Below are 22,656 nucleotides of genomic sequence, written 5' to 3'. Positions count from 1 at the left end.
ACCGCTTGTAAAGCCCAACGGGCGCGTAAACTGCGCAATTAATGGCTGTTGACTTCTTCGTTCAAGTAACGTAACTTTTCTCCAAGCGGCAGCGCCCCCTCAAACGTCCGCTGCCCTTTTCCGTGTGATAATCGCAGCGGTTGGACTCTCGTAGATCAAGGTGAGTTTCCATGTCAGATGATAAAGGTTCGCCCACCATCCTCCTCGTTAATGATCTTCCCGATCAGCTTGAAGTCACCGCTTTCCTCCTCAAGCGAGAGGGATATCGGGTCATCGGCGCGCTGAACGGAGAGGAAGCGTTTCATTTGGCTCAATTCGATCCTCCAGATCTCATCGTCAGCGACGTCGCCATGCCCGTGATGGACGGGATCGAGCTTTGCCGCCGCATTCGCGCGACTTCGCACCTAGCGCCGACGCCGATCATCCTGCTGAGCGCCATCCGCAAAGATGTGCCGAGCATGGTCGAAGCCCTGCAGGTCGGAGCCGATGATTACGTCGAAGCGCCATATGATCCGCGTTTCTTGCTCGCCAAGGTGCGGCTCCTCGTCGAGAAGAATCGCGCCGAGAAAGCGCTTCAAGCGAGCAGGGAGCGTTACAAATCGCTCTTCGAATACAATCCCGATGCGGTCTATTCGTTCGATCTCGAAGGGCGCTTCGTCGAAGTCAATCCGGCCTGTCATAAACTATCCGGCTATACGAGAGAGGAGCTGATCGGTAGCTCCTTCACCACGCTCATCGTTCCAGAAGAGCTCCCACAAACTGTCCAGCGCTTTCGGCAAGCCGCCGAAGGCGAGCCGCAAAATTACGAAACGGCCATCTACCACAAAGATGGCCGACGCATCGAACTGAACGTCACCAATATGCCGATCATCGTCGATGGTCAGATCGTCGGCGTCTTCGGCATCGCCAAAGACTTGACCGAACAGAAGCGCGTCCAAAGGGCTCTGCGCGAATCGGAAGCGCGCTACCGTCTGTTATTCGAGAGCAATCCGCTCCCGATGTGGGTTTATGATCTCGAGACGCTCGCTTTTCTCGACGTCAATGAGGCTGCGATTCGGCATTATGGTTATTCGCGCGAAGAGTTCCTTTCGATGACGATTCAAGACATACGACCGCGCGAAGACCTCTCGACCTTAATGAATCGCGTCAAGCATATCGCCGATTCCGATCAGCGGTATCACCGCTCCGGCGTCTGGCGTCACCGCAAAAAGGACGGGACGATCATCGAAGTCGAGATCATCTCTCACATCCTGGAACTGAACGGCAGGCGCTCCAAGCTCGTGTTGGCCAATGACGTCACCGAGAAACGTCGCGCCGAAGAGGCACTCCGACGCCAAGCCCTGGTTTTCGACACGATTTACGATGGCGTCATCGTGACCGACCTGCAAGGGCGCATCACCGATTGGAACCCAGCCGCAGAACGCATCTTCGGCTATGCGAAGGCCGAGGTGCTGGGCCAAGATTCCTCGCTCCTTTATTCCGCAGAGATCAGCGAACAGATCGACGCCGAAATCCGCGAGACCGTCCTTACTGAAGGGCGATGGGAAGGCGAGATCGCCTTCAAACGCAAGGACGGCACGACCGGCACAGCCGACTCGATCTTCGTCCTTCAGCGCGACGGGCAGGGCAATCCGCTCTCGATCGTCGGCGTCAACCGTGACATCACGCCGCGCAAACAGCTCGAAGATCAGTTGCGACAAGCACAGAAGATGGAAGCGGTCGGCAGGCTCGCGGGCGGAGTCGCACATGACTTCAACAATCTGCTCACGGCGATCATCGGCTATGCCGATCTCGCTCTGCGGCGCGTGCGCGAAGATGAATCGCTGCGCCGTCAAATCGCCGAAATCAAAAAATCGGCTGAACGCGCGGCCAACTTGACGCGCCAGCTTCTCGCCTTTAGCCGCAAACAGATCATCCAACCGAAGCCGCTCAATCTCAACGAAGTCGTCGAAGACATGGGCAAGATGTTGCAACGCTTGCTCACCGAAAACATCGAACTCCGCCTCGAGCTATACCCAGATCTTTGGCCAACCAAAGTCGATCCCAGCCAGATCGAACAGGTGATCGTCAACCTCGCGGTGAACGCGCGCGATGCGATGCCCAACGGCGGCCTCCTCACGATCCGCACCGCCAATATCGAGACGGAAGAGAGTCTGTTGCGCCATCATCCTTTCATCGCCCCGGGCAAATACGTCCTGCTGGAAGTTGCCGATACCGGCTGCGGGATGGATGAAGAGGTCCAGCGTCACATCTTCGAACCGTTCTTCACGACCAAAGAGCCCGGCAAAGGGACCGGCCTAGGATTATCGACCGTCTACGGCATCGTTAAACAGAGCGGGGGATACGTCACGGTCCATAGCCGTCCGGGCGAAGGGGCGATCTTCAGAATCTATCTGCCGCAAGTGATCGCCGAAGCCGCCTCGCACCGGAAACGGCAATCCTCCACGCCCGCCCCGCAAGGTTACGGTAATGAGACGATCCTTCTCGTCGAAGACGAGGAGAGCGTGCGACGCATGGCGCGCGCGACGTTGGAAGAGTTCGGCTACGTCGTCCTCGAAGCATCTAATCCGCGCCAAGCGCTGCGCATCTGCCGCGAGCATCGCGGGACGATCGACCTGATGCTCACCGACATCGTCATGCCGCAGATGAGCGGCCATGAACTGAGCCTGCAGGCGAAAGCTCTTCGCCCGCGCATGCGCATCCTTTTCACTTCAGGTTACATGGATGATGAGAACCTGCGCCGAGATTTGCTCAGCGAAGATAAACCATTTCTCGAAAAGCCTTTCGCGCCGGACGCGCTCGTGCGCAAGGTGCGCGAAACGCTCGATGCGCCTCGTCCCGCATAGATTCGATCATCTTCGAATGGACCGCTGAGTTGCGATCTTGATTTCGCGTTCGCGGATCCGCGCAAACGCGCGTTAAAATAGCGAAGAGCTTCAGCACAGGAGGAGGCTGATGGAGAACCCTTTTCACCTCGCTTTTCCCGTCCACGATCTCGAGGCCGCGCGCCAGTTCTACGGCGGCGTTTTAGGGTGTGACGAAGGGCGCAGCAGCGATACATGGATCGACTTCAACCTCTATGGGCACCAGATCGTCGCTCATCTCGTCCCAGGACATACCGGCATCCGCGGCTTCAATCCGGTCGATGGGCACGACGTTCCCGTTCCCCATTTCGGAGTGATCCTGACGATGGAACAGTGGCAGGAGCTGGCCGAGCGCGTGCGGCGGGCCGGGATCGAGTTCATCATCGAGCCCCACATACGTTTCCGCGGTCAACCGGGCGAACAAGCGACGATGTTCTTTCTCGATCCGAGCGGCAACGCGCTCGAATTCAAAGCGTTCGCCGATCGAAAGCAGATCTTCGCCAAATAGCCGCGTCCTTGTAGACGGAGTCGAAGCATTATAGTATTGCTGGCGTGATTCGCCCACCTTACGGCAAGATCGGCGAGAAAGACAGCGAACTGTGAGCGTGAACGCGGCAGAAGCGCAAAAGAGACCGACCGATTTCGAGCTGGCGCAAAAAGCGGCGGCTGGCGATACGAGCGCTTTCGAGGAGATCTACCGTCGTCACTTCAAGCGCGTCTATGCCCTTTGCCTGCGCATGCTCGGCAATCCGACCGAAGCGGAGGATCTGACGCAGGAAGTCTTCCTAAACCTTTACAACAAGATCGGCAGTTTTCGCGGCGATTCCGCTTTCTCGACGTGGCTCCACCGCATGACGGTCAATCAAGTGTTGATGCATCTGCGACGCAAAAGCACGCGCAGCGAACAGACGACTGAGGAAGGGGAAACGCCGCTTCAGATCGTTCAGGGGACAGAAGATCCCAGTCGCATGCCGATCATCGATCGCATCGCGCTCGAGAAAGCGATCGCGCAACTGCCGCCCGGCTATCGCGCGGTCTTCGTGCTCCATGACATCGAAGGTTATGATCATGATGAGATCGCGCGCATGCTTGGATTCAGCGAAGGCACCTCGAAATCGCAGTTGCACAAGGCGCGACTGAAGCTGCGCAATCTGATTCGACAACAAACGGCATCCAACTCTCGGGAGGGCAACGATGGATTGTGAGAGAAGCTTGGAGTTGCTCAGCGAATATCACGCGGGCACGCTTGAAGATGTCGAAATGCTCGAAATCAGGGCGCATCTGCAGGTCTGCTCGCCCTGCGCCGACGTCTTTCACGATCTCATCCTGATCGTAGAGACCGCCAGATCATTATGCGGCGCAGATACGATCCGTTACCCCGACGAGGATGAGCTTTGGCGGCGATTGGGGATCGCCAACCGCGCCCTTCATTGAGAGCGCGAGCAACCTGAAAGCCTCCTTGCGCCATCAAGCCAAAGAGGCTCTCCATTCGCTCCGCGCGCTCTCGACCGAGCAGCAAAGTGCGATTCTGTAAAGAGGTGAGGATCATGGATCGAAGGCAGATGTTCATTCCGGCGATCGTCATCGCGCTCGTCGCCGCTTCGATGACCTTTGCCGATACCATTCGACTCAAAGATGGGACCGTCATCCGCGGTCAAGTCATCGGCTTCCGCGATCAACAGTTCACCGTTCTCGTCGGGGCGGGCGCGCGCGGGCGCGCCAGTCGCATGATGCTCTACGTGGAGGATGTCGAATCGATCGAGTTCGATTCCGTGAACCCGCCTAACACGGCGGGCGATGCCCCTCCACCAGCCACACAGCCATCCACTCCACCGGCGAACGCGCCGCGTCAAACGGCCTCCAACCCGGCGCCATCTTCGACGACGCAAGCTTCCAACAATTGGGTGCGCATCAACGTTCGCGTGCTCGCCGATAACACGGCCAACGGTTGGACGAACACGGGTCTGGTGGTCCGTCGCGGTCAACTGCTGCGCATTTCGGCCACCGGTCAAGTCTCGCTCGGCAACGGCGTCTACTCGACTCCAGCAGGTCTTCCGACGCTTCCCGACCCGAACAAATTGATCCGCGATGAGCCGACGGGCGCATTGATCGCCGTCATCGGCGACGATAACGATGATTTCATCTTCATCGGGAGGCAACGCGAATTTCGCGCACAACGCGACGGCGTGCTCTTCCTCGGCATCAATGAGGGCAACCTGAACGACAACTCGGGGTTCTTCAACGCCGTCGTCGAAGCCGAAGTGCCTTCGGCTCAGCCGCGTTGAAATCGGTCAGATCATGCGAGCCGAGATGGATCTTTTGGCGTGGTGTGTGCGCGGTGCTGGATTGAGACCGGTCAAATCATGCGAGTCGCGGCTTCAAGATCGGGCGATCATGAAAAGAGGTTAATGATTGCGAACCCAGAGCGTCCTGGTCAAGCGGCGCGCGTTGACGCGCAGCCAGCAAGTATGAAAAGAGGTTAATGATTGCGAACCCAGAGCGTCGAAGACCACCTTCGATGTCGTTTCGCGCATCATAAGTTCAGTCCGAAGGAGATTGACCCCGTCGTGCCCTGCGACTTACCATGGGGACAAAATCGCAGAGCTGGAGCCGCCCGTTATGAGAAAGTCTATCTTCCGCCAAATCATCGCCCAACTTCTCGGCCTCGGACTGATCTTCGGTTTGACGCTGCGCCTTCCGACTGAAGCGCGCGCCCAAGCGGGGCGCGTTCAACCCTCGACCACTCAAAAGAAGAACAAACGATCGAGCGGCGTGCAACCGCAGACCGGAGAACCGCAGGAAGCCCCACCGCCGGACGTCATAGGTTCCCCGCAGGAGGCCGAGACCGTTAAAGTCGAAACCTCGGTCGTCAACGTCGATGCGGTTGTCTACCACAAGAAGACGCGCAAGCTCATCACGGGGCTGAAGAAGGAGAATTTCGCCATCTTCGAAGACGGCGTGCAAAGGGAGATCACCAACTTCGCCACCCCTGAAGCGCCGATCACGGTGGCGATGGTCCTCGAATATAGCAAACTGACCGATGCGCTCGGCGGGAACTGGTTCGAGCCGGGCCGGTATGAAGTCCTGCGCCCGATGGCGATGTTCCTCTCACAGTTCGTTCGCCCGGAAGATTACGTCTCGGTGATCGCTTATGACATGCGCCCGACTCCGCTGACCGATTTCACCAACGATCCGGGCCGCATTCGGCAGGTGATCGATCTACTTCTGCGCAATTTTCCCGCTTCGCGCGAAGCCAATCTCTTCGATGCCCTAAAATTCACCCTCATCGGCGGGAAAGGCGACGCCGTCGTGCTGGAGAACAGCAAACAGGAGACGATGGAGTATGCCGGTCTAGCAGCGTTGCAAGGGCGGCGTACAGCCGTGATTCTGGTCAGTTCCGGGATAGACACCTTCAGCAAGATCAACTATGACGAAGCGCGCCGCATCGTTCAGAGCGCTGGCGTGCCGATCTACATCATCGGGACCGCCAATCTCTTCTTCAAGAAGTACGGCGATCAACTGGAGCCGACCGATTACATCACGGGCTTTCCCGGACGCCTGACCTTCTTGCAAGCGCAGAACGCGCTCAACACTTTCGCCAAGGAGTCGGGCGGCGCCTACTTCCCCGTCACGTTCGAGGGCGAACTGCCGAGCGTGCTGCAATCGATCGATGCCATGCTTCGCAATCAGTACAGCCTCGGCTTCAAACCAAGCGCTCAGCATGATGGGAAACCGCATAAGATCGTCGTCAAAGTTGATGTGGATGGCGATGGCAAATTCGACGACAAAGATTATGTCGTGCAACATCGCCCATACTATATCGCCCCGAAAGGGTAATCTTCGGGCAATTAACACAGCTTTCAAGATTCATGCTTGATGGCGAAGCGTGATATTCCGCGCGCGCGTCCCGTCTGCTCATCTATGTCGAGCGCGATCCCGCAGATGCGCACATCGCCCTTGGCGCTCTCAAGGCGCCGATGCGTAACCGTCAAGAATCGCGCGATCACGTCATCGCGATCCATGCCGATGACTCCCGCATGGCTTCCCGTCATCCCGATATCGGTGATGTATGCCGTACCTTGCGGCAAGATGCGTTCGTCAGCCGTCTGCACGTGCGTATGCGTGCCGAAGATGGCCGACACCCGTCCATCCAAGTACCAGCCGAGAGCGCATTTTTCCGATGTCGCCTCGGCATGGAAGTCTACGAGGCGGACCCTCACCGAAGGGTCCAGCTCGCGCAGCAGGGCATCCGCAGCGCGGAAGGGATCGTCCGCCGGTCCCATAAAGACGCGCCCGATCAAGTTGATGACCGCGACGCCGACGCCGTTGACCTGCCCTACCCACATGCCGTTACCCGGCGTGCCTGGCGGATAGTTCGCCGGACGTAACAGTTTTGGTTGCTGGTTGATGTAGGCGATCGCTTCGCGCTTATCAAAGATATGATTGCCTGAGGTCATCACATCCACGCCCACCGCCAACAGCTCTTCGACAAGCGGTGGAGTGATCGAATATCCGCCCGCTAAGTTCTCCACATTGGCGATGATGAGATCAGCTTTGTAGCGCTCGCGCAAGTCCTCGATCCGTTCAAGCACTGCCGTCCGTCCGGGGCGCGCGACGATATCTCCGATGACGAGTACCTTCATTCAAAAACAACTCCGCCGCTGCTGATTGAGGCGCGATCCGAAAAGACCATCTTAAAAACCGAAACGCGCTCCGACGAACCATGTTTTCGACGGAACGCGCCCGAAGGATGGCATCCTGCAACCTGACGCGCCATGTTTGGCCGAAGAGGGCTTCCGCAATGGCCGTCCCGAAGCCGTGATTTGAACCTGCAACAGACAGGTGGGTGACCTTTAGCGCAGCCGCAGCCTCTGGCGCTTCCTTAACACTGAAGGAGCGCACTGGCGTGCGGCATCGGTCTCCCTTTTCAACGGCGTTGGCTCAATCATTGGATTCGGTAACGCACCCCGCAGAAGTGCGCCCTCTTCGCCGTCGAAGATACTAGCACAAGCGCGAGCGACTGCAAAACGGTCCTCAGCTTAGGAAAAGATTGGAATCGAACGCAGAGAGGGTGAAGCGACCAGGACAGCGCTTGGCGTCAAGCGCCCAATTCGCCGGAAGAGGATGAAGCGTCCAAGCTCGGTTTCCACCGAAGCACGCGGTCGAGCATTTCGGCGCACTCGGCGCTCCGAGCCGCAAGCTGCGCGTCCGTTTGTTCGTGCAGTCGTTTCAAACGATGGAGCTCATCGGCGATGTGCAACGCGGCGAGGATCGCCACTTTGAGCGAATCGACCGTCAGCGTGCTCGATGAGATCTCGCGCATCCGACGATCGACGAACTCAGCCAATTGCGCGACATATTCAGCATCGCCGTCCGATCGGATGTTATAAACTTGATTATAGATCTCCACCTTGATGGTCGGCGTCTGCTCAATCGTCCCTCGATTGGTGAACTTGTTCCCGTCGCTCATCTGCGCACCTGCTCCACGATTTCAGGATCCAAGACGGAGATCGCATCGAGCATCGCTTCGACTTTCATGCGAATCGTGTCGCGTTCGGCGAGCAACCGTTCGACCTGCGCTTCGAGCCTCTCCTTTTCGCTCAAAAGATTTCCCATCTCGCGCCGCAAGGAGGCCAACTCGCGCTCCAGATTCTCCTTCTCCTGACGCAAAGCTTTAGTCAGCTCGATGGTGCGGTAGATCTTATCTTCAAGATGTGAGAATTTCTCCAGCCCCGTCAGTCCCACCATCGCCTCTCCTGTGGAGAAGTTATTCGGCTTCGGCGTTTGATTATGCGACCAAGTGCGCGCCAAGCGCAAGAGCGAACCTCACTGCCGCAATTGTGCGCCGAATTCATCCTTCAACTTGCGCACTATCACCTCATGCATGCGGTCCACTTCATCATCGCGCAACGTGCGATCGTCGGCGCGATACTCCAAACGGAGCGTGAGCGACCGGTGCCCTTCCGGCACGCCTTGACCTTCGTAAACGTCGGCGAATTCGACGCTCCGCAAGTAGGCCAAACCGAGCGCGAGCACGGCGCGACGGATCGCCGCCCATGATATCCTTCGTTCGATGATGATGGAAAGATCGCGCACGATCGCCGGATAGCGCGGAAGCGGCGCATAGCGCACCTTGCGCGCTTCGGCTTCGAGTAACGAAGTGAGATCAATTTCGGCGACGTAAACTGGCTGTTTGAACTTGAATTGCGCGGCGACGCTTTCGGCTAAGCGTCCTATGTAACCGATCGCGCGCCCGTTCAACCGGACGAGCGCCGCTTGACCTTCGCGTAGATGCGCGACGCGCGCCTCTTCGAACTCCAAACGCGGCGCCGCCATCGCTTCGCTCGCCGCCTCGAGCGCGCCCTTCACATCGTAAAAGTCCAGCGCACGTTGCGCCAGGGCGCGTCCCTCCTCCAATGCTCCACCGGTCGCTACTAATCCCAAGCTCTCGCGTTCGCGCGGGCGCTCCCCATGCGGATCTCGCGCGAAGACGCGCCCCAATTCGAACAGCCGAACATCGCGTGTGCCGTGATTGAAGTTATGGCGCACAGCTTCGAGCAATCCGGGCACGAGACTGGCCCGCATCAAAGTCACCCCTTCGATGATCGGATTGCTCACCTTCACGAATTCCACTTCGTCACCGCCGAGCGTCGGCAACGGCGCAAATCCATGCTCGTAAGCTGAATTGATGAAACTGAAGCTGATCGCTTCATCGAACCCCAAAGCGGCGAGCGCGCGTCGCGCGGTGCGGCGACGTTCTTCGCCGTAGAGGTATTCGCCGACGTTCTTCGAAGCGGGCAACTCTTCCGGTATCTTCTCGTACCCGCGATGGCGCGCGACCTCTTCGACCAGATCCTCTTCGCGCTCGATATCGACGCGCCACGACGGAGTGATAAAACGCAAAGGCTGCTCCGCAGCAGCGACCTCGATCCGCTCACCATCTTTCAGATGGAATCCGAGCGCAGTCAGAATGCGGATGATATCCTCTTCGGGAACGGCGACTCCGGTAAGGGCTTCGACGCGCGATGGACGAAGCGCGACGACCGGTCTGACGATCGGACGCGGATAAAGATCGAGCGCGTCCTCGGTCGCTTCGCCGCCCGCGATCTCGCAAATGAGCGCGATGGCGCGCTCTTGGGCACGCAACGCTGCTTCCGGATCAGCGCCGCGTTCGAAACGATGTGATGATTCCGTATGAAGATCGAGCGCGCGGGCCGTCCTTCGCACCGTCAACGGATCGAAGTACGCGCTCTCGATCAGAACGTTGCGCGTCGTCTCATGGATAGACGCCTCTTCTCCGCCCATCACACCGGCGATGGCAACTGGCCGCTCCGCGTCGGCGATCACCAACATCTGTGCGGCCAACTCGCGCTCGACGCCATCGAGCGTCAAAATCCGTTCGCCGCGGCGCGCGCATCGCACGATGATCTTTCTTCCCCTCAAACGGTCGAGATCGAAAGCGTGGAGCGGTTGCCCCTGTTCGTGAAGGACGTAGTTGGTGATATCCGTGACGTTGTTGATCGGGCGCTGCCCGATCTTCTGCAAACGATCCGCCAACCACTCGGGCGATGGGGCGATCCGCACGTTACGCACGATGCGCGCCGTGTAACGCGGACATAGATCCGGTTCCTCGATCTCGACCGAGATCAACTCACCCGCGCGCCCGCGAAGCGAAGGGATTTTCGCCTCGGGCAGATGCACGCGCGCGCCGACCAATGCGGCCACTTCACGCGCGACGCCGAGATGCGAAAGGCAATCCGGTCGGTTCGAAGTAAGGTCGAATTCGAGGATATAGTCATCGCCCGCCTCGCGCACCGTGTCCACGGCCAAACCGATCATCGTCAGCCGCTTGGCCAACTCGCGCGGCGAAAGCTCGAACCGGACCAGTTCCCGAAGCCAGTTGTAGCTGATCAACATAGAGCGGACATCAATCGAACTGCGTCAAGAACCGCACGTCGTTTTCATAGAGGAGGCGAATATCGTCGAGCCCATACATCAACGCACACATGCGATCTATCCCGAGACCGAAAGCGAACCCTGAGAACTCTTCCGGATCGATCCCGACGGCGCGCAGGACGTTCGGGTGGACCATGCCGGAACCGCCGAGTTCGATCCAGCCAACACCTTTGCAGACGCGGCAACCTGTTCCGTTGCAGATGAAGCAACTGTAGTCGACCTCAGCGCTCGGTTCGGTAAATGGAAAGTAGGATGGACGAAAGCGCGTGCGCGTCTGCGGCCCGAACATGCGCCGGACGAACTCCGCGATGGTCCCCTTCAAGTGGGCCATCGTGATCCCGCGATCGACGAGCAAGCCTTCGATCTGGAAGAACATCGGGTTGTGCGTCGCATCCGGCGTGTCACGGCGGAAGACTTTGCCGGGCGCGACGACGCGCAACGGCGGACGCCGTCGTTGCATGGCGTGGATCTGCACGGGCGAAGTCTGCGTGCGCAACGCCAAACCGTCGCTCGTGTAGAACGTATCCTGCGAACTGCGCGCCGGATGCGAAGGCGGGATGTTGAGCGCATCGAAATTGTAGAAGTCGGTCTCTATCTCCGGCCCATCCTCCACCGCGTATCCCATCGCGACGAAGATATCCTCCATGCGCTGCCGCAACAAGGTGATCGGATGCAGATGGCCGCGCCTCGGTCGTCGCCCAGGCAACGTGACATCGAGCCGTTCGCGTTCGATCCGTTGGCGTTCGACCGCTTCCTTGAGCGCGCGTTCGACTCGTTCAAGCCGCGTTTCGATCTCCGCTTCGAGGCGCTGCACGCTCTGCCCGAAAGCCGCCCGCTCTTCGACGGGCACGCGACCGATCTGCTTTTTGAGCGCGGCCAGCGCGCTCTTACGCCCCGTGTGTCGCGCGCGCAGCTCGCTGAGCTCGCGCAACGCGCTTTCCGCTTCGTCCAGCGGAAGGGCGCCGGCACCACCTTCGAAGCGCGCGAAGCGCTCGAAGGCGCGCGCGAACGCGCTACGTACCGCCTCCAACTCCGCGATGTGATCCACTTCCGTCATCGCATCCTGTCATGCGGCGGCGCGCTGCGGTTTCTGCTCTAAAGCGGCGCGCGCCTGCCCGACGAGCTCCGCGAACGCATCCGGATGGCTGACGGCCAATTCGGCGAGCGATTTACGGTCGAGTTCGATGCCCGCCACCTTCAACCCGTGCATGAACTGCGAGTAGTTCAATCCGTGCAGACGCGCCGCGGCCCCGATGCGCACGATCCAAAGGCTTCGAAAATCGCGTTTCTTCAATTTGCGTCCAGTGTATGCGAACTGGAGCGCGCGCTCGACCGACTCTTTGGCCGCGCGGTAAAGTTTCGATTTCGTCCCGCGATATCCCTTCGCCAATCGCAGAATCTTCTTGCGCCGTTCGAGGCGCTTGTTACCACGTTTCGCTCTAGGCATAGATCCTCCTCGAAAGCTTGCGGATGAATGAAGCGGTCAACCCTTCACTCGCGCCCATAAGGCAACATCAGTTTGATACGCTTGGCGTCCGTCTTATCGACGAAGGTGTCGATATCCAGATGGCGCTTACGCTTGCTGTTCTTTTTGGTCAAGATATGGCGCGCGTGGCTGTGGCCGCGCTTGATCTTTCCCGTTGCCGTCAGTCGGAACCGTTTGGCGGCTCCTTTATGCGTCTTCAGTTTGGACATCTTCGATCCCCTCTTTATCGTTCTTATGATCTCGTGCGAGAATCCCCGTTCACAAAAGTAATCCCTCCAGCCGATTCATCGCCGGACAGGAGAATGAGGCCGCCCTCCCGACAGCTTTACGAAATCGAAGTGGCGCCCTCGCCTTCCGCAGCCCCCTGTTTCTGCTGCGCGCTCTTGTCGGCTTTGCTCGTCTTATGCCGTTTCGGCGCGAAGACCAGAAACATCTGGTTACCCTCCATGCGCGGGCGAGCCTCGACTTCGCCGACATCGGCCAAATCCTGCTCGAGACGCTGGAGCAATTTTTCGCCCAGTTCCCGATGCGTTATCTCGCGCCCACGGAACCAGATTGAAGCCTTCACCTTGTCGCCATCCTCGAGCCACTCGCGAGCGTGCTTCATCTTGAAGCTGTAATCGTGCTCGTCGGTGCCGGGTCGGAACTTGACCTCTTTGACGTTGATGACGACCTGTTTCTTTTTGGCTTCGGCGGCCTTCTTCTTCGCCTCATACTGAAACTTGCCATAGTCGATGATACGACAGACGGGCGGATTGGCCGTCGGCGCGATCTCGACCAGGTCCAACCCGCGCTCCTGCGCCAGCATCAGCGCTTCGCGCGTGCGCATGATGCCGAGCTGTTTCCCGTCTTCATCGACGACGCGCACTTCGGGCGCCCGTATGCGCTCGTTGATGCGTACCGTCGGCAGGCGATTATCCCTTCCGCGACCTCGATAGCCGTTAGCTATAGCTCCACCTCCTTGTTTTGGGCATCGCGTGCCCCTGTCACTGACCTCGCGGGGAGGCTCCCCCCGCCCCTTCCAATGAATTACACAAGGCGCGCGTCTGGACCAGATGTCGCGCGCGCTCTTTGAAATCTGCGATGCTCATTGCGCCGATATCGCCACGCGCCCTTTCGCGCACGGCCACTTGTTCGCTGGCCGCTTCGCGATCGCCGACGATGAGCATGAAGGGGATCTTCTGCAACTGCGCGTCGCGGATCTTCGCTCCGATCTTCTCGCTGCGCAAGTTGGCCTCGACGCGCAAACCGGCCTCGCGCAAAGCGTGCGCCACGCGCGCCGCATAATCGTTGACGCGATCCGTGATCGGCAAAACGATGGCTTGCACGGGCGCGAGCCAGAGCGGAAAGGCTCCGGCGTAATGCTCGATCAACACGCCGAAGAACCGCTCGATCGAGCCGAACAGCGCGCGATGGATCATGATCGGACGGTGTGGACGATTGTCCTCGCCGATGTACTCGAGCGCGAAGCGCTCCGGCAGATTGAAATCGAGTTGAATCGTCGAAAGCTGCCACAAACGCCCGATGGCATCTTCGACCTTGATATCGATCTTCGGCCCATAGAAAGCCGCTTCGCCCTCTATGCGCTCATACTGGATGCCTTTTTCCTCTAAAGCTTCGATCAATGCCGCTTCGGCATGCGCCCAGTCTTCGGGCGAGCCCAAGTAGTGTTTGTCCTGATCGTCGCTGCGCACCGAGAGCTCGACTCTGAACTTGTCGAAGCCGAAGGTGCGGAAGACCTCGAAGGCGAAATCGACGCAACCGATGACCTCTTCGCGCACCGTCTCGGGCGTGCAGAAGATATGCGCATCATCTTGCGTAAAGCCACGCACGCGGAGCAAGCCATGCAATACGCCCGAAAGCTCCGCCCGATAGACTGTGCCGAACTCGGCGTAACGCAACGGCAGATCGCGATAAGAACGTTGCTGCGATTTGTAGATGCCGATGTGGAACGGGCAGTTCATCGGCTTCAGGCGATACTCGACCTCTTCGAACTCGAAGGGCGAGAACATCGAGCCGGCGTAATTCTCTTCGTGTCCGCTCCGCTGCCATAACTCGCGCTTGGCGATGTGCGGAGTGAAGACCAATCCATAACCGCGCCGGAGCAACTCCGCGCGCAGATAATCCTCCATCTCTTTGCGGACGATGGCACCCTTCGGATGCCAAAAGATCAAGCCTTGACCGTATTCTTCCTGAATCGAGAAGAGATCGAGCTCGCGCCCCAATCGGCGATGGTCGCGCCGTTCGGCCTCCTCGCGCCGGCGCAACCACTCGTCGAGTTCTTCCTGCGTGAAGAAGGCGATCCCGTAGATGCGCTGCATCTGCGGGCGCGATGGATCGCCCTTCCAGTAGGCCCCGGCGATGGAGAGGAGTTTGAAGGCGCGCAGTTTGCTCGTATCGGGCACATGTGGACCGGTGCAAAAGTCTATGAACGGCGTCCCATCGATATAGTAGACGCTCACCACATCGCCGCCCTTCTCTTCGATCAACTCGCACTTCAAAGGCTCGTCGCGTTCGGCAAAGATGCGTAAGGCTTCGGCTTTCGGTATCTCTTCGCGCCGATAGGCGAAGTTCCGCTTGGCGATCTCGCGCATGCGCCGCTCGATCGCCGGCAGGTCCTCTTCGGTTAAGGGTCGCGGCGCGATGATGTCGTAGAAGAAGCCGCCGCGCGGGTCGTCGAGCAAGGCGGGACCGATGCCGAGCTTCGTCCCTGGAAACAGGTCGAGCACAGCGGCAGCAAGCAGATGCGCGGTCGAATGGCGCAATAGAGCCAGCCCTTCGTCCGTTTGCGGCAGGATCGGTTCGATCTGGACCACCTCAGCTCCGTTCGGCTTCAGCTCGTAACTGAGATCGACCTCGCGCCCGTTGACTTTAGCTGCCAACGCTCGATTGGCCAGCTCGCGGTCCAATCGCCGCAACGCTTCAACGATCGTGATCGGTGCCGGAAGCGACACCGCTTCACCGTTCAGTCGAACTCTGATCTCACTCATCCGTTATCGCTCGATGACGGAGGGCTATGGAGAAGCACGAAGAATGCTGCTCGCCCTCGCTGCTGGCACCACGCTGATCTAGCCGTCGCAAATAGCGTTTTTCGCTTCAAGGTTAGTCCAGCGGAAGCGCCTTCGACCGCTCCAGCGGTCGAAGGACTTCGGGAGCTTCGAGCCGGAGATCTTGTCTGAATGGTAGGCGCGAGCGGATTTGAACCGCTGACCTCTACCGTGTCAAAGTAGCGCTCTACCCCTGAGCTACGCGCCTACACGTTTTGCGAACTTTCAGCGGCAGATTAAAGTAACAGAGAGGTTTTCCCGCTGTCAAGCAACGCCTTCGACTTTGGCGACGATCGCCTCCCACTCCTCATAGAGCTTACACAAGCGCTCTTCGATCCGTTGATACTCCTCGCGCAGACTGCGCAGGCGCAGCGGATCGCAAGCCGTTTCGGCTTTCGCCATCTCTTCCGCCACCGCCTTAAGGCACGCTTCCTGTTCCTCGATCTCCGCTTCGATGGCGCTCACATCGCGAGCCGGCTCCGCTCTTCGCTCGCCACCTTTGCGCCGCGGGTGCTCGCGCTTATCGCTCCGCTTCCGCTCTTCGACAGGCATCGCTTTCTGCGCCTTTTTCCAAGCGTGATACTCGGTGTAATTGCCGAGAAAATGTTCGACCTGACCTTGCCCGTCGAAGGCGAGGATCTGCGTCACGATGCGGTCCAGAAAGTAACGATCGTGGCTGATGACGATGATCGTCCCGGGGTATTCGTCGAGCGCCGCCTCCAGCGCTTCGCGCGAAGGGATATCGAGATGATTCGTCGGCTCATCCAGAACAAGGACGTTGTCCCGCGAATAGATGAGTTTGGCGAGCGCGAGCCGACCGCGTTCGCCCCCCGATAGGTCGCCGACTCTTTTGTAAACGTCATCCCCCGTGAAGAGGAAGCGCGCGAGGAAAGACCGAAGCTCGCCCGCCGTCGCCGTCGATGGCGCGACGCGCCGCAACTCCATGATGACCTCGTTGCGCGGGTCGAGATCGTCGAGCTGCTGCGCATAGTATCCGATCCGCACGTTGGTCCCCCAACGCACTTCGCCGGCGAGCGGAGCGAGCTTTCCGAGGAGCGTTTTGACGAAAGTCGTCTTGCCCGAACCGTTCGGCCCGATGATGCCGAGGGACTCGCCGCGCCGCAGAAGAAGGTTTATGCCGCAGGCGAGAGCGCGTTCATCGTATCCGATGCTCAAATCCTCAAGCGTGAGGACTTGCGTTCCGGCGCGCACTATCTCACGCAGACTGAAGTCGCCGCTCGCACGTTCCTCACGCACGGCTTCGATGCGCTCCAATCGCTCCAACATCTTCCGCCGCGATTTCGCCTGTTTCGTCTTCTGCCCCGCGATATTGCGGCGAATGAACTCTTCGGTACGCGCGATGAACTCCTGCTGCTGCTCGTAGGCGCGACGCTGCGCTTCGCGCCGCGCTTCGCGCTCAATGATGTAACGCGTATAGTTGCCCGTATAGCTCGTCGCTCTGCCCCCCTCGACCTCAATGATCCGCTCACAAACTCGATCGAGAAGGTAACGATCGTGGCTGATGATCACATAGGCCGACGGATAGTTTTCGAGGAACTCCTCGAGCCACTCGACCGCCGCCGTATCCAAATGGTTCGTCGGCTCATCGAGCAACAGGACGTCAGGGGAGGAAAGGAGGAGGCGCGCCAAGCCCAGGCGATTCTTCTGCCCGCCGGAAAGCTTCGCGGTCTCTAACGACCAAGTCTCTCGCCCAAATCCCAGCCCCTCCAACACGGCCTCAGCCCGCGCCGCATACTCGAATCCCCCCTCGCGCTCGAAGCGATGCTGAAGTTCGCTGTAGCGGTCGAGCACGCGCTCTAAGTCGTCCGCGCCTTCGGCCATGCGATGTTCGAGCGCACGCATCTCGCGCTCGATCCGCTGAAGTTCGCCGAAAGCCGAGAGGGCGACTTCATGGACGGTCGCGTCTGGCTCGAACTCCACGTGTTGCGCGAGCATGCCGAGACGGATGTTGCGTGCGCGCGTCACCTCGCCGCTATCCGGGACCTCATCTCCGGCGATCAAGCGAAAGATGGTCGTTTTACCGGCCCCGTTACGCCCGACGAGCCCGACGCGCTCGCCAGCATTGACTTGCAATGAGAGGCCGCGCAAAACCTCTTGACCGCCGTAGGCTTTGCGTACGTCTGTGAGTCGAAAGAGCATCGAAGCGTCAGAACTCCAAGCGATCGATCACCACCGGACCATCGAGCGCTACTTCTGCGGGCTCGCCGAACCGGTCGGCTGCGCCGTCGCGGCTGGCGCAGGACGCACGCCGCTCAGGTTGTTCGGACTGTTGAGCATGTTGCGCGCCAAGTAGTTGACGATCTTCGCCTCGTTCATCGCCACTTCGAGCAAGGCGGCGTTAAGCAGGGATCTGCGTTGATTGATCAACGCGTTCTTGATCTGGTCGCGCACGCCCGGACTGTCGAGCGTCAAGTTCTCCGTCTGCAAGCGCTTGTCCGTGAGCTTGAAGATGTACCAACGCCCATTGGGGAATTTGATCGGCGGAGTGATGTCGCCAACCTGCATCGAATTGAAGAACTTGTTGATCAGATCTTGCGGGAATCCGGCCTGCCTCAACTGCTCTTCCGTCGCAAATCCGATATCGCCGCCGCGCACGTTGCTCGGATCCTCGCTGCGCGCGCGGGCGACCGTCGCGAAATCGGCATTTCCCGTCTTAAGGCGCTGATATATCTCGTCGATTTTCAGCTTGGCCTCCGCCTCGTTTTTGGCGTCATCCTGATAGCCGTTATCCTGCGGATCGACGACGATGTTCGCCAGCCCGACACCGCGCGCGTTGACGAACTGCTGCTTGTTGTTGTTGTAAAAATCCTCAACCTCCTTGTCGCTGATCGCGATCTTGCCGATCACTTTATCTTGAAGTTTCTGGATGGCCAACTGTTTGCGCACCGTCTCACGCAAAGCCTGTTCAGTCTGACCTGATTCGCGCAACATGCGCTGGAACTCTTCCTCCGTCATGTTGCGCTGGATCTTCTCCGAATTGATCGCTTGCGTGATCTCATCCTCAGTCGGCAGCAACCCTTCCTTCTCAGCGCGTTGGAAGAGCACTTCTTGTTGGATCAGCCCATCGAGCACCTGCAATCGAGCCGCAGCCAATTCGAGCGGCGATAGCTGCGCTTGCTGTCCGCCCGTCTGTTGGCTGATGATGCGATCGACTTCGCTCAGCATGATGCTCCGCCCGTTGACCGTCGCGGCGACACCATCAGCGACATGAGCGCTTTGACGGTTGCAAGAGATCAACCCGAATGATAAGAAAGCGACGAAAATCGAGATCCCGATCCTCAAGCTACGCACTTTGATCCTCTTCCTCTCAGTTAGAAGTCTCGAACCGCTCGGAAACCTTACCTTGACCGAGATTGAATCTGTCTGCTATAAGTTTGAATTTCATTTCATCCTATACGGAGGCAATCCTTATGGCGAAAAGATGCGCAGTCTGCGGCAAAGGGCCGCAATTCGGGCACAACGTCTCCAAGGCCGGCAATCGCACGAAACGTCGGTTCGAACCCAATCTGCAAGCGGTGCGCGTCGCTTTGCCGCAGGGCGGCACGCGACGGATGCGCGTCTGCACGCGCTGCATCAAAGCGGGCAAGGTCGCCAAAGCTGCCTAGAAGCGATCTCATAGGTACCTTTTTCGGCTCGATCCCCTTCAGCTTCTGCCATCTTTGAGGCGACTTCTAGAGCGATCGTTTGGCCACCGCTTCGATCTCAACGCGCGCATCGCGCGGCAAGCGCGCCACCTGCACGGTCGAGCGCGCTGGCGGATCAGTGAAGAAGCGCGCGTAAACTTCGTTCATCGCGCTGAAATCATTCAGATCGGCCAGATAGACGGTCGTCTTGACGACATCTCGCAAGCTCGCGCCAGCGGCTTCGAGGATCGCTTCCAGATTGAGCAGCACCCGTTCGGTTTGCGCTCGCACGTCGCCCTCGACCATCTCGCCCGTTTGCGGATCGAGCGGGATCTGCCCCGAAGTGAAGATCCACTCGCCGCTGACGATGGCTTGCGAATACGGCCCGATGGCCTGCGGCGCACGCTCCGTGTCGATTCTCTCTCTTCCCATCTTCGATGCCCGAAATTTTAAGCTGCGGATTTTAGCAGAAGCTCCACCGCGCGCCAAATCAACCCGCTCCGTTTACGCGCTCGACATCGATGACGCCCGGGACGCTGCGGATCGAGCGGATCACCCGGTCCAGATGCTTCAAATCGAAGACCTCGACGGTCACCTCGATATAACCGCGGTTGTCCGCCGAAACGGTCGCGCGCGCATCGCGGATGCTCGTCTTGATGTCGGAGATCGCACTCGTGATCCCGGCCAACATCCCCGTCCGATTCTCGGTGATGGCCAACAATTTGACCGGATAGACGGCGGCGTTGACCTGACCGGCCCACTCGACTTCGACGATCCGCTCGGGATTGGCCATCAGCTGCTGCACGTTGCGGCAATGGCGCGCGTGCACTGTGACGCCTTTGCCGCGCGTCACGTAACCGATGATCTCTTCGCCGTAGATCGGGTTGCAACAACGCGCTCGGGTGATCAGCAGATCATCCACGCCACGCACGACGATGGCGTCATCGCCGACGCGCATCAGCCGTTTGACCGCCTGGACGCCTTCGCGCACGCTCGTCCGCAACTTCGACTCCTTCTTCTGCTCCAGCTCGGCGAACCTCTCCGGGCCGAGGTACTTAGCGATGACGTTGCGCGGTATGAGCTTGCCGTAACCGATCGCCGCCAAAAGGTCTTCGATACGACCGTAGCCGTACTCGCTGGCGACGCGCTTCAACTCGCCGCTCGCATCGTTCAACATCTTCTTGGCTGAAAGTTGGAAGCGCGCCGCCTCTTTCTCCAGAAGTTTTCTCCCGAGCTCGATCGATTCGGCGCGTTGCTGCTCGGCCACCCAGTGACGGATGCGGCTGCGCGCGCGCGAAGTGACCACAAAATTCAACCAATCGCGACTCGGATGGGCATTAGGCGAAGTGATGATCTCGACCACGTCGCCGTTTTGGATCTGCGTCCGCAATGGGACCATGCGCCCGTTGATGCGCGCTCCGGTACAAGTGTGGCCCACCTCGGAGTGGATGGCATAGGCGAAGTCGACCGGTGTCGCGCCGCGCGGGAGTTGGATCACCTTCCCCTTAGGCGTAAAAGCATAGACATCTTTCGGGTAGAGATCGAGTTTGAGCGATTCGAGGAAATCGCGCGAATCCTTCACCTCCTGCGTCCACTCGATGAGCGAGCGCAGCCACTGAAAAGCGGCATCATCTTCATGCGTGCCGCGCTTCCCTTCCTTGTATTTCCAGTGCGCGGCGACGCCCTCTTCGGCGATCCGGTGCATCTCCTCGGTCCTGATCTGGACCTCAAACGGCTGCCCCTCATTGCCGATGACCGAAGTATGGAGCGATTGGTAGAGGTTGTCGCGCGGCGTGGCGATCCAGTCCTTGATCCGCCCCGGGATTGGATGCCAGGTGTGGTGGATCACGCCGAGCGCCGCGTAGCAGTGGCGGATCTCGTTGCCCGGCGTGATGATGCGCGCAGCGACGAGATCGTAGACTTGATCGAGTTCGATGTGCTGCCGCTTCAATTTCTTCCAGATCGAATAGAGACGTTTGACGCGCCCCTCGACGCGCACGAACGGGATCTCCGCCTCACGCAGCTTCTCCTCGATGCGCGCTCTGACCTGATTCAGGAAGGCTTCATGTTCCGGTCGGCGCTTCTCCAACTGTTCGGCCAAGGCCCGATACTCTTCGGGATAAAGATGCTTGAAGGCCAAATCCTCGAGTTCGCCACGCAAGCGGCCCATCCCGAGCCGGTGCGCGATCGGGGCGTAGATGTCGAGCGTCTCTTGCGCGATCCGCCTCTGCTTCTCGACCGGAAGATGGTGCAGCGTGCGCATGTTGTGCAAGCGGTCGGCGAGTTTGACGAGCACGACGCGCACGTCATCGACCATCGCGAGCAACATCTTGCGCACGTTTTCGGCCTGGCGCTCTTCGCGCGAGGCGTGACTGATCTGCGCGATCTTCGTCACGCCATCGACCAGATGCGCGATCTCATCGCCGAAATACTGCCGGATCGTCTCGAGATCGACCAACGTATCTTCGACGACATCGTGCAGAAGCCCCGTCGCCACCGAGACCTCATCGAGGCGCATCTCGGCGAGGATGTTGGCGACTTCGAGCGGGTGAGTGAGATACGGCTCGCCCGAAGCGCGCACTTGTCCCTGATGATGGCGCGCAGAGAAGAAATACGCGCGACGTAGGAGATCCAAGTCGGCCTGCGGATGGTTCTGCCGAACCTTCTCGATGACATCCCCGATGCGGATCATAGCGGACAAAGGTCGAAGGGTCTCGACCTCTTCCCAAAACAATGATAGGTGAGGCTCAACCTGAAAGTCGAGCCCCACCTATCGGCTTTGACGACGCCAATTGGGCTTCAACTCGCTTTCTGGGCGGGCGATTTTTTCGCTTCCGCCTCCCGCCGCCGCCGCGCCTCTTCGCTCAGTTTGAGCGTCATCTCCTGCGCTTCCTTGTACTGCTTGTCATACTGCGCGCGCTTTTCGGCGTTGCCCTCCATCTCAGCCAGTTTAACCATCTCGAGCAACAGATTGGTCTTGTAGGACCAGGCCGATTCGCTGTTCGGATTAAGCTCGATCGCCTTGTTGATAAGTTCGAGCCCGTGCGTGGCACACCTCAAGGCTTGATCGAAATCGGCTTGATTCTTCGGCTTCTTATACTGAATGATGGCCTTGCCATCCTTCATCACGGTCTGCTTGTTCTCTTGCTGTTCGGTGATGGTATAAGAGCATTGCCACTCTTTGCTCGCCAAGACGGTGTAGGCTTCGGCGCGCTTTTCGGGCGGAATGGTCTGAAGATTGGCCCGCTGCATGATCCAATCGCGCTGTTTATCATCCTGTTTGATGGCGCCATATAGATAAGCGACGGCGTTATAAGCTTCGTCGTTATTCGGATCATGCTCGAGCACTTTCTTGTAAGCCTCGATCGCCGCTTCCGCCTTGGCGATGTTCTCCGGCGTATCCACGCCGGGCTTGTACTGCGCGTGGATCGCCCGCGCGATGAAGAACTGCGCGTTCTTCTGCTCGGGATCGAGTTCGAGCGCGCGTTCGAAATGCTGCTGCGCCTCGGCGTACTTTCGTTCGTGATAGGCGCGCGCGCCTTCATTGATCTCGTTCTTGGCGCGAATGCGATTGATGACGCTGCAGCCCGAGACGCAACAGGCGGCGATCAACGCCACCCCCAGCCTGACGAAGAAAGCTCTCATGGTTCTCTCTGATC

The 22,656-nt window shown here is 59.1% G+C and carries 21 protein-coding genes, 1 tRNA gene and 1 other RNA gene; 7 read left to right on the top strand and 16 right to left on the bottom strand.

Annotated features, from left to right (window positions below; translation table 11 throughout):
- Positions 1-170: 170 nt before the first annotated feature.
- The 6 genes from PYK22_RS05080 to PYK22_RS05050 all read left to right on the top strand — a co-directional run bounded on the left by PYK22_RS05080 (position 171) and on the right by PYK22_RS05050 (position 6,701).
- The gene (locus tag PYK22_RS05080; RefSeq protein WP_060635353.1) at positions 171-2,846 is read left to right on the top strand and encodes a PAS domain S-box protein; all 2,676 of its coding nucleotides are present in this window, start codon (positions 171-173) and stop codon (positions 2,844-2,846) included.
- A gap of 109 nt (positions 2,847-2,955) precedes the next feature.
- On the top strand, positions 2,956-3,372 hold the full coding sequence (locus PYK22_RS05075; RefSeq protein ID WP_041975079.1) for a VOC family protein: 417 nt from the start codon (positions 2,956-2,958) through the stop codon (positions 3,370-3,372).
- 91 nt (positions 3,373-3,463) lie between these two features.
- Positions 3,464-4,069 (top strand): RNA polymerase sigma factor, encoded by a 606-nt coding sequence (locus tag PYK22_RS05070; protein WP_041975078.1) that lies wholly within the window; start codon positions 3,464-3,466, stop codon positions 4,067-4,069.
- Positions 4,059-4,298, top strand: coding sequence for an anti-sigma factor family protein (locus tag PYK22_RS05065; RefSeq protein WP_041975077.1), 240 nt, complete (start codon positions 4,059-4,061; stop codon positions 4,296-4,298). The genes PYK22_RS05070 and PYK22_RS05065 overlap by 11 nt, the downstream gene beginning before the upstream one ends.
- Before the next feature lie 113 nt (positions 4,299-4,411).
- Positions 4,412-5,149, top strand: a complete 738-nt coding sequence (locus PYK22_RS05060) for a hypothetical protein (protein ID WP_157770684.1) — start codon at positions 4,412-4,414, stop codon at positions 5,147-5,149.
- Between the two features lie 334 nt (positions 5,150-5,483).
- Positions 5,484-6,701, top strand: coding sequence for a VWA domain-containing protein (locus PYK22_RS05050; RefSeq protein ID WP_060635352.1), 1,218 nt, complete (start codon positions 5,484-5,486; stop codon positions 6,699-6,701).
- A gap of 23 nt (positions 6,702-6,724) precedes the next feature.
- On the opposite strand, the gene PYK22_RS05045 is transcribed toward PYK22_RS05050, so the two are convergent.
- The 13 genes from PYK22_RS05045 to PYK22_RS04990 all read right to left on the bottom strand — a co-directional run bounded on the left by PYK22_RS05045 (position 6,725) and on the right by PYK22_RS04990 (position 18,665).
- Complete coding sequence (locus tag PYK22_RS05045) at positions 6,725-7,507, bottom strand: TIGR00282 family metallophosphoesterase (RefSeq protein WP_041975073.1); 783 nt, start codon at positions 7,505-7,507, stop codon at positions 6,725-6,727.
- A gap of 146 nt (positions 7,508-7,653) precedes the next feature.
- Positions 7,654-7,843: non-coding RNA, 6S RNA (gene ssrS, locus PYK22_RS16400), on the bottom strand.
- A gap of 119 nt (positions 7,844-7,962) precedes the next feature.
- The gene (locus tag PYK22_RS05040; RefSeq protein WP_041975072.1) at positions 7,963-8,334 is read right to left on the bottom strand and encodes a cell division protein ZapA; all 372 of its coding nucleotides are present in this window, start codon (positions 8,332-8,334) and stop codon (positions 7,963-7,965) included.
- Positions 8,331-8,612, bottom strand: a complete 282-nt coding sequence (locus PYK22_RS05035) for a hypothetical protein (RefSeq protein WP_157770683.1) — start codon at positions 8,610-8,612, stop codon at positions 8,331-8,333. Before PYK22_RS05035 ends, PYK22_RS05040 begins: the two co-directional genes overlap by 4 nt.
- Before the next feature lie 78 nt (positions 8,613-8,690).
- Positions 8,691-10,781 (bottom strand): phenylalanine--tRNA ligase subunit beta, encoded by a 2,091-nt coding sequence (gene pheT, locus PYK22_RS05030; protein ID WP_041975070.1) that lies wholly within the window; start codon positions 10,779-10,781, stop codon positions 8,691-8,693.
- A 10-nt stretch (positions 10,782-10,791) separates the two neighbouring features.
- Positions 10,792-11,877: a phenylalanine--tRNA ligase subunit alpha gene (locus PYK22_RS05025; protein WP_083437620.1), complete on the bottom strand. Its 1,086-nt coding sequence runs from the start codon at positions 11,875-11,877 to the stop codon at positions 10,792-10,794.
- A 9-nt stretch (positions 11,878-11,886) separates the two neighbouring features.
- Positions 11,887-12,267, bottom strand: a complete 381-nt coding sequence (gene rplT, locus PYK22_RS05020; RefSeq protein WP_041975069.1) for a 50S ribosomal protein L20 — start codon at positions 12,265-12,267, stop codon at positions 11,887-11,889.
- Between the two features lie 44 nt (positions 12,268-12,311).
- Positions 12,312-12,515 carry a 50S ribosomal protein L35 gene (gene rpmI, locus PYK22_RS05015; protein ID WP_041975068.1) on the bottom strand — a complete coding sequence of 68 codons (204 nt, stop codon included), beginning with the start codon at positions 12,513-12,515 and terminating at the stop codon, positions 12,312-12,314.
- A 116-nt stretch (positions 12,516-12,631) separates the two neighbouring features.
- Entirely contained in the window at positions 12,632-13,201 is a 570-nt protein-coding gene (gene infC, locus PYK22_RS05010) for a translation initiation factor IF-3 (RefSeq protein WP_328286917.1), read from the bottom strand.
- 91 nt (positions 13,202-13,292) lie between these two features.
- Positions 13,293-15,296 (bottom strand): threonine--tRNA ligase, encoded by a 2,004-nt coding sequence (gene thrS, locus PYK22_RS05005; RefSeq protein ID WP_041975066.1) that lies wholly within the window; start codon positions 15,294-15,296, stop codon positions 13,293-13,295.
- A gap of 190 nt (positions 15,297-15,486) precedes the next feature.
- Positions 15,487-15,561 (bottom strand) — tRNA-Val (locus PYK22_RS05000).
- A gap of 56 nt (positions 15,562-15,617) precedes the next feature.
- Positions 15,618-17,513, bottom strand: a complete 1,896-nt coding sequence (locus PYK22_RS04995; RefSeq protein ID WP_041975065.1) for an ABC-F family ATP-binding cassette domain-containing protein — start codon at positions 17,511-17,513, stop codon at positions 15,618-15,620.
- Between the two features lie 48 nt (positions 17,514-17,561).
- Positions 17,562-18,665, bottom strand: coding sequence for a SurA N-terminal domain-containing protein (locus PYK22_RS04990; protein ID WP_083437618.1), 1,104 nt, complete (start codon positions 18,663-18,665; stop codon positions 17,562-17,564).
- Positions 18,666-18,784: 119 nt separating this feature from the next.
- Between PYK22_RS04990 and rpmB the strand changes: the two genes are divergently transcribed.
- Positions 18,785-18,979: a 50S ribosomal protein L28 gene (gene rpmB, locus PYK22_RS04985; protein ID WP_041975063.1), complete on the top strand. Its 195-nt coding sequence runs from the start codon at positions 18,785-18,787 to the stop codon at positions 18,977-18,979.
- A gap of 66 nt (positions 18,980-19,045) precedes the next feature.
- On the opposite strand, the gene PYK22_RS04980 is transcribed toward rpmB, so the two are convergent.
- The 3 genes from PYK22_RS04980 to PYK22_RS04970 all read right to left on the bottom strand — a co-directional run bounded on the left by PYK22_RS04980 (position 19,046) and on the right by PYK22_RS04970 (position 22,642).
- Complete coding sequence (locus PYK22_RS04980) at positions 19,046-19,429, bottom strand: RidA family protein (RefSeq protein WP_041975062.1); 384 nt, start codon at positions 19,427-19,429, stop codon at positions 19,046-19,048.
- A gap of 58 nt (positions 19,430-19,487) precedes the next feature.
- Complete coding sequence (locus tag PYK22_RS04975) at positions 19,488-21,689, bottom strand: RelA/SpoT family protein (protein ID WP_041975061.1); 2,202 nt, start codon at positions 21,687-21,689, stop codon at positions 19,488-19,490.
- Positions 21,690-21,796: 107 nt separating this feature from the next.
- Positions 21,797-22,642, bottom strand: coding sequence for a tetratricopeptide repeat protein (locus PYK22_RS04970; RefSeq protein WP_041975060.1), 846 nt, complete (start codon positions 22,640-22,642; stop codon positions 21,797-21,799).
- Positions 22,643-22,656 lie beyond the last annotated feature (14 nt).

The sequence above is a fragment of the Pyrinomonas methylaliphatogenes genome (assembly GCF_000820845.2).
In the GTDB taxonomy this organism is placed as follows: Bacteria; Acidobacteriota; Blastocatellia; order Pyrinomonadales; family Pyrinomonadaceae; genus Pyrinomonas; species Pyrinomonas methylaliphatogenes.
Note: the sequence above shows the minus strand (reverse complement) of the source record. Positions and strands in the feature narration are given on the sequence as shown.

Bases quoted from the DNA above. Each gene is read 5' to 3' on its own strand.
- PYK22_RS05080 (WP_060635353.1), top strand. From the start codon at position 171: ATGTCAGATGATAAAGGTTCGCCCACCATCCTCCTCGTTAATGATCTT.
- PYK22_RS05075 (WP_041975079.1), top strand. From the start codon at position 2,956: ATGGAGAACCCTTTTCACCTCGCTTTTCCCGTCCACGATCTCGAGGCC.
- PYK22_RS05065 (WP_041975077.1), top strand. From the start codon at position 4,059: ATGGATTGTGAGAGAAGCTTGGAGTTGCTCAGCGAATATCACGCGGGC.
- PYK22_RS05060 (WP_157770684.1), top strand. From the start codon at position 4,412: ATGGATCGAAGGCAGATGTTCATTCCGGCGATCGTCATCGCGCTCGTC.
- PYK22_RS05050 (WP_060635352.1), top strand. From the start codon at position 5,484: ATGAGAAAGTCTATCTTCCGCCAAATCATCGCCCAACTTCTCGGCCTC.
- PYK22_RS05045 (WP_041975073.1), bottom strand. From the start codon at position 7,507: ATGAAGGTACTCGTCATCGGAGATATCGTCGCGCGCCCCGGACGGACG.
- PYK22_RS05040 (WP_041975072.1), bottom strand. From the start codon at position 8,334: ATGAGCGACGGGAACAAGTTCACCAATCGAGGGACGATTGAGCAGACG.
- PYK22_RS05035 (WP_157770683.1), bottom strand. From the start codon at position 8,612: ATGGTGGGACTGACGGGGCTGGAGAAATTCTCACATCTTGAAGATAAG.
- pheT (WP_041975070.1), bottom strand. From the start codon at position 10,781: ATGTTGATCAGCTACAACTGGCTTCGGGAACTGGTCCGGTTCGAGCTT.
- PYK22_RS05025 (WP_083437620.1), bottom strand. From the start codon at position 11,877: ATGACGGAAGTGGATCACATCGCGGAGTTGGAGGCGGTACGTAGCGCG.
- rplT (WP_041975069.1), bottom strand. From the start codon at position 12,267: ATGCCTAGAGCGAAACGTGGTAACAAGCGCCTCGAACGGCGCAAGAAG.
- rpmI (WP_041975068.1), bottom strand. From the start codon at position 12,515: ATGTCCAAACTGAAGACGCATAAAGGAGCCGCCAAACGGTTCCGACTG.
- thrS (WP_041975066.1), bottom strand. From the start codon at position 15,296: ATGAGTGAGATCAGAGTTCGACTGAACGGTGAAGCGGTGTCGCTTCCG.
- PYK22_RS04995 (WP_041975065.1), bottom strand. From the start codon at position 17,513: ATGCTCTTTCGACTCACAGACGTACGCAAAGCCTACGGCGGTCAAGAG.
- rpmB (WP_041975063.1), top strand. From the start codon at position 18,785: ATGGCGAAAAGATGCGCAGTCTGCGGCAAAGGGCCGCAATTCGGGCAC.
- PYK22_RS04980 (WP_041975062.1), bottom strand. From the start codon at position 19,429: ATGGGAAGAGAGAGAATCGACACGGAGCGTGCGCCGCAGGCCATCGGG.
- PYK22_RS04975 (WP_041975061.1), bottom strand. From the start codon at position 21,689: ATGATCCGCATCGGGGATGTCATCGAGAAGGTTCGGCAGAACCATCCG.
- PYK22_RS04970 (WP_041975060.1), bottom strand. From the start codon at position 22,642: ATGAGAGCTTTCTTCGTCAGGCTGGGGGTGGCGTTGATCGCCGCCTGT.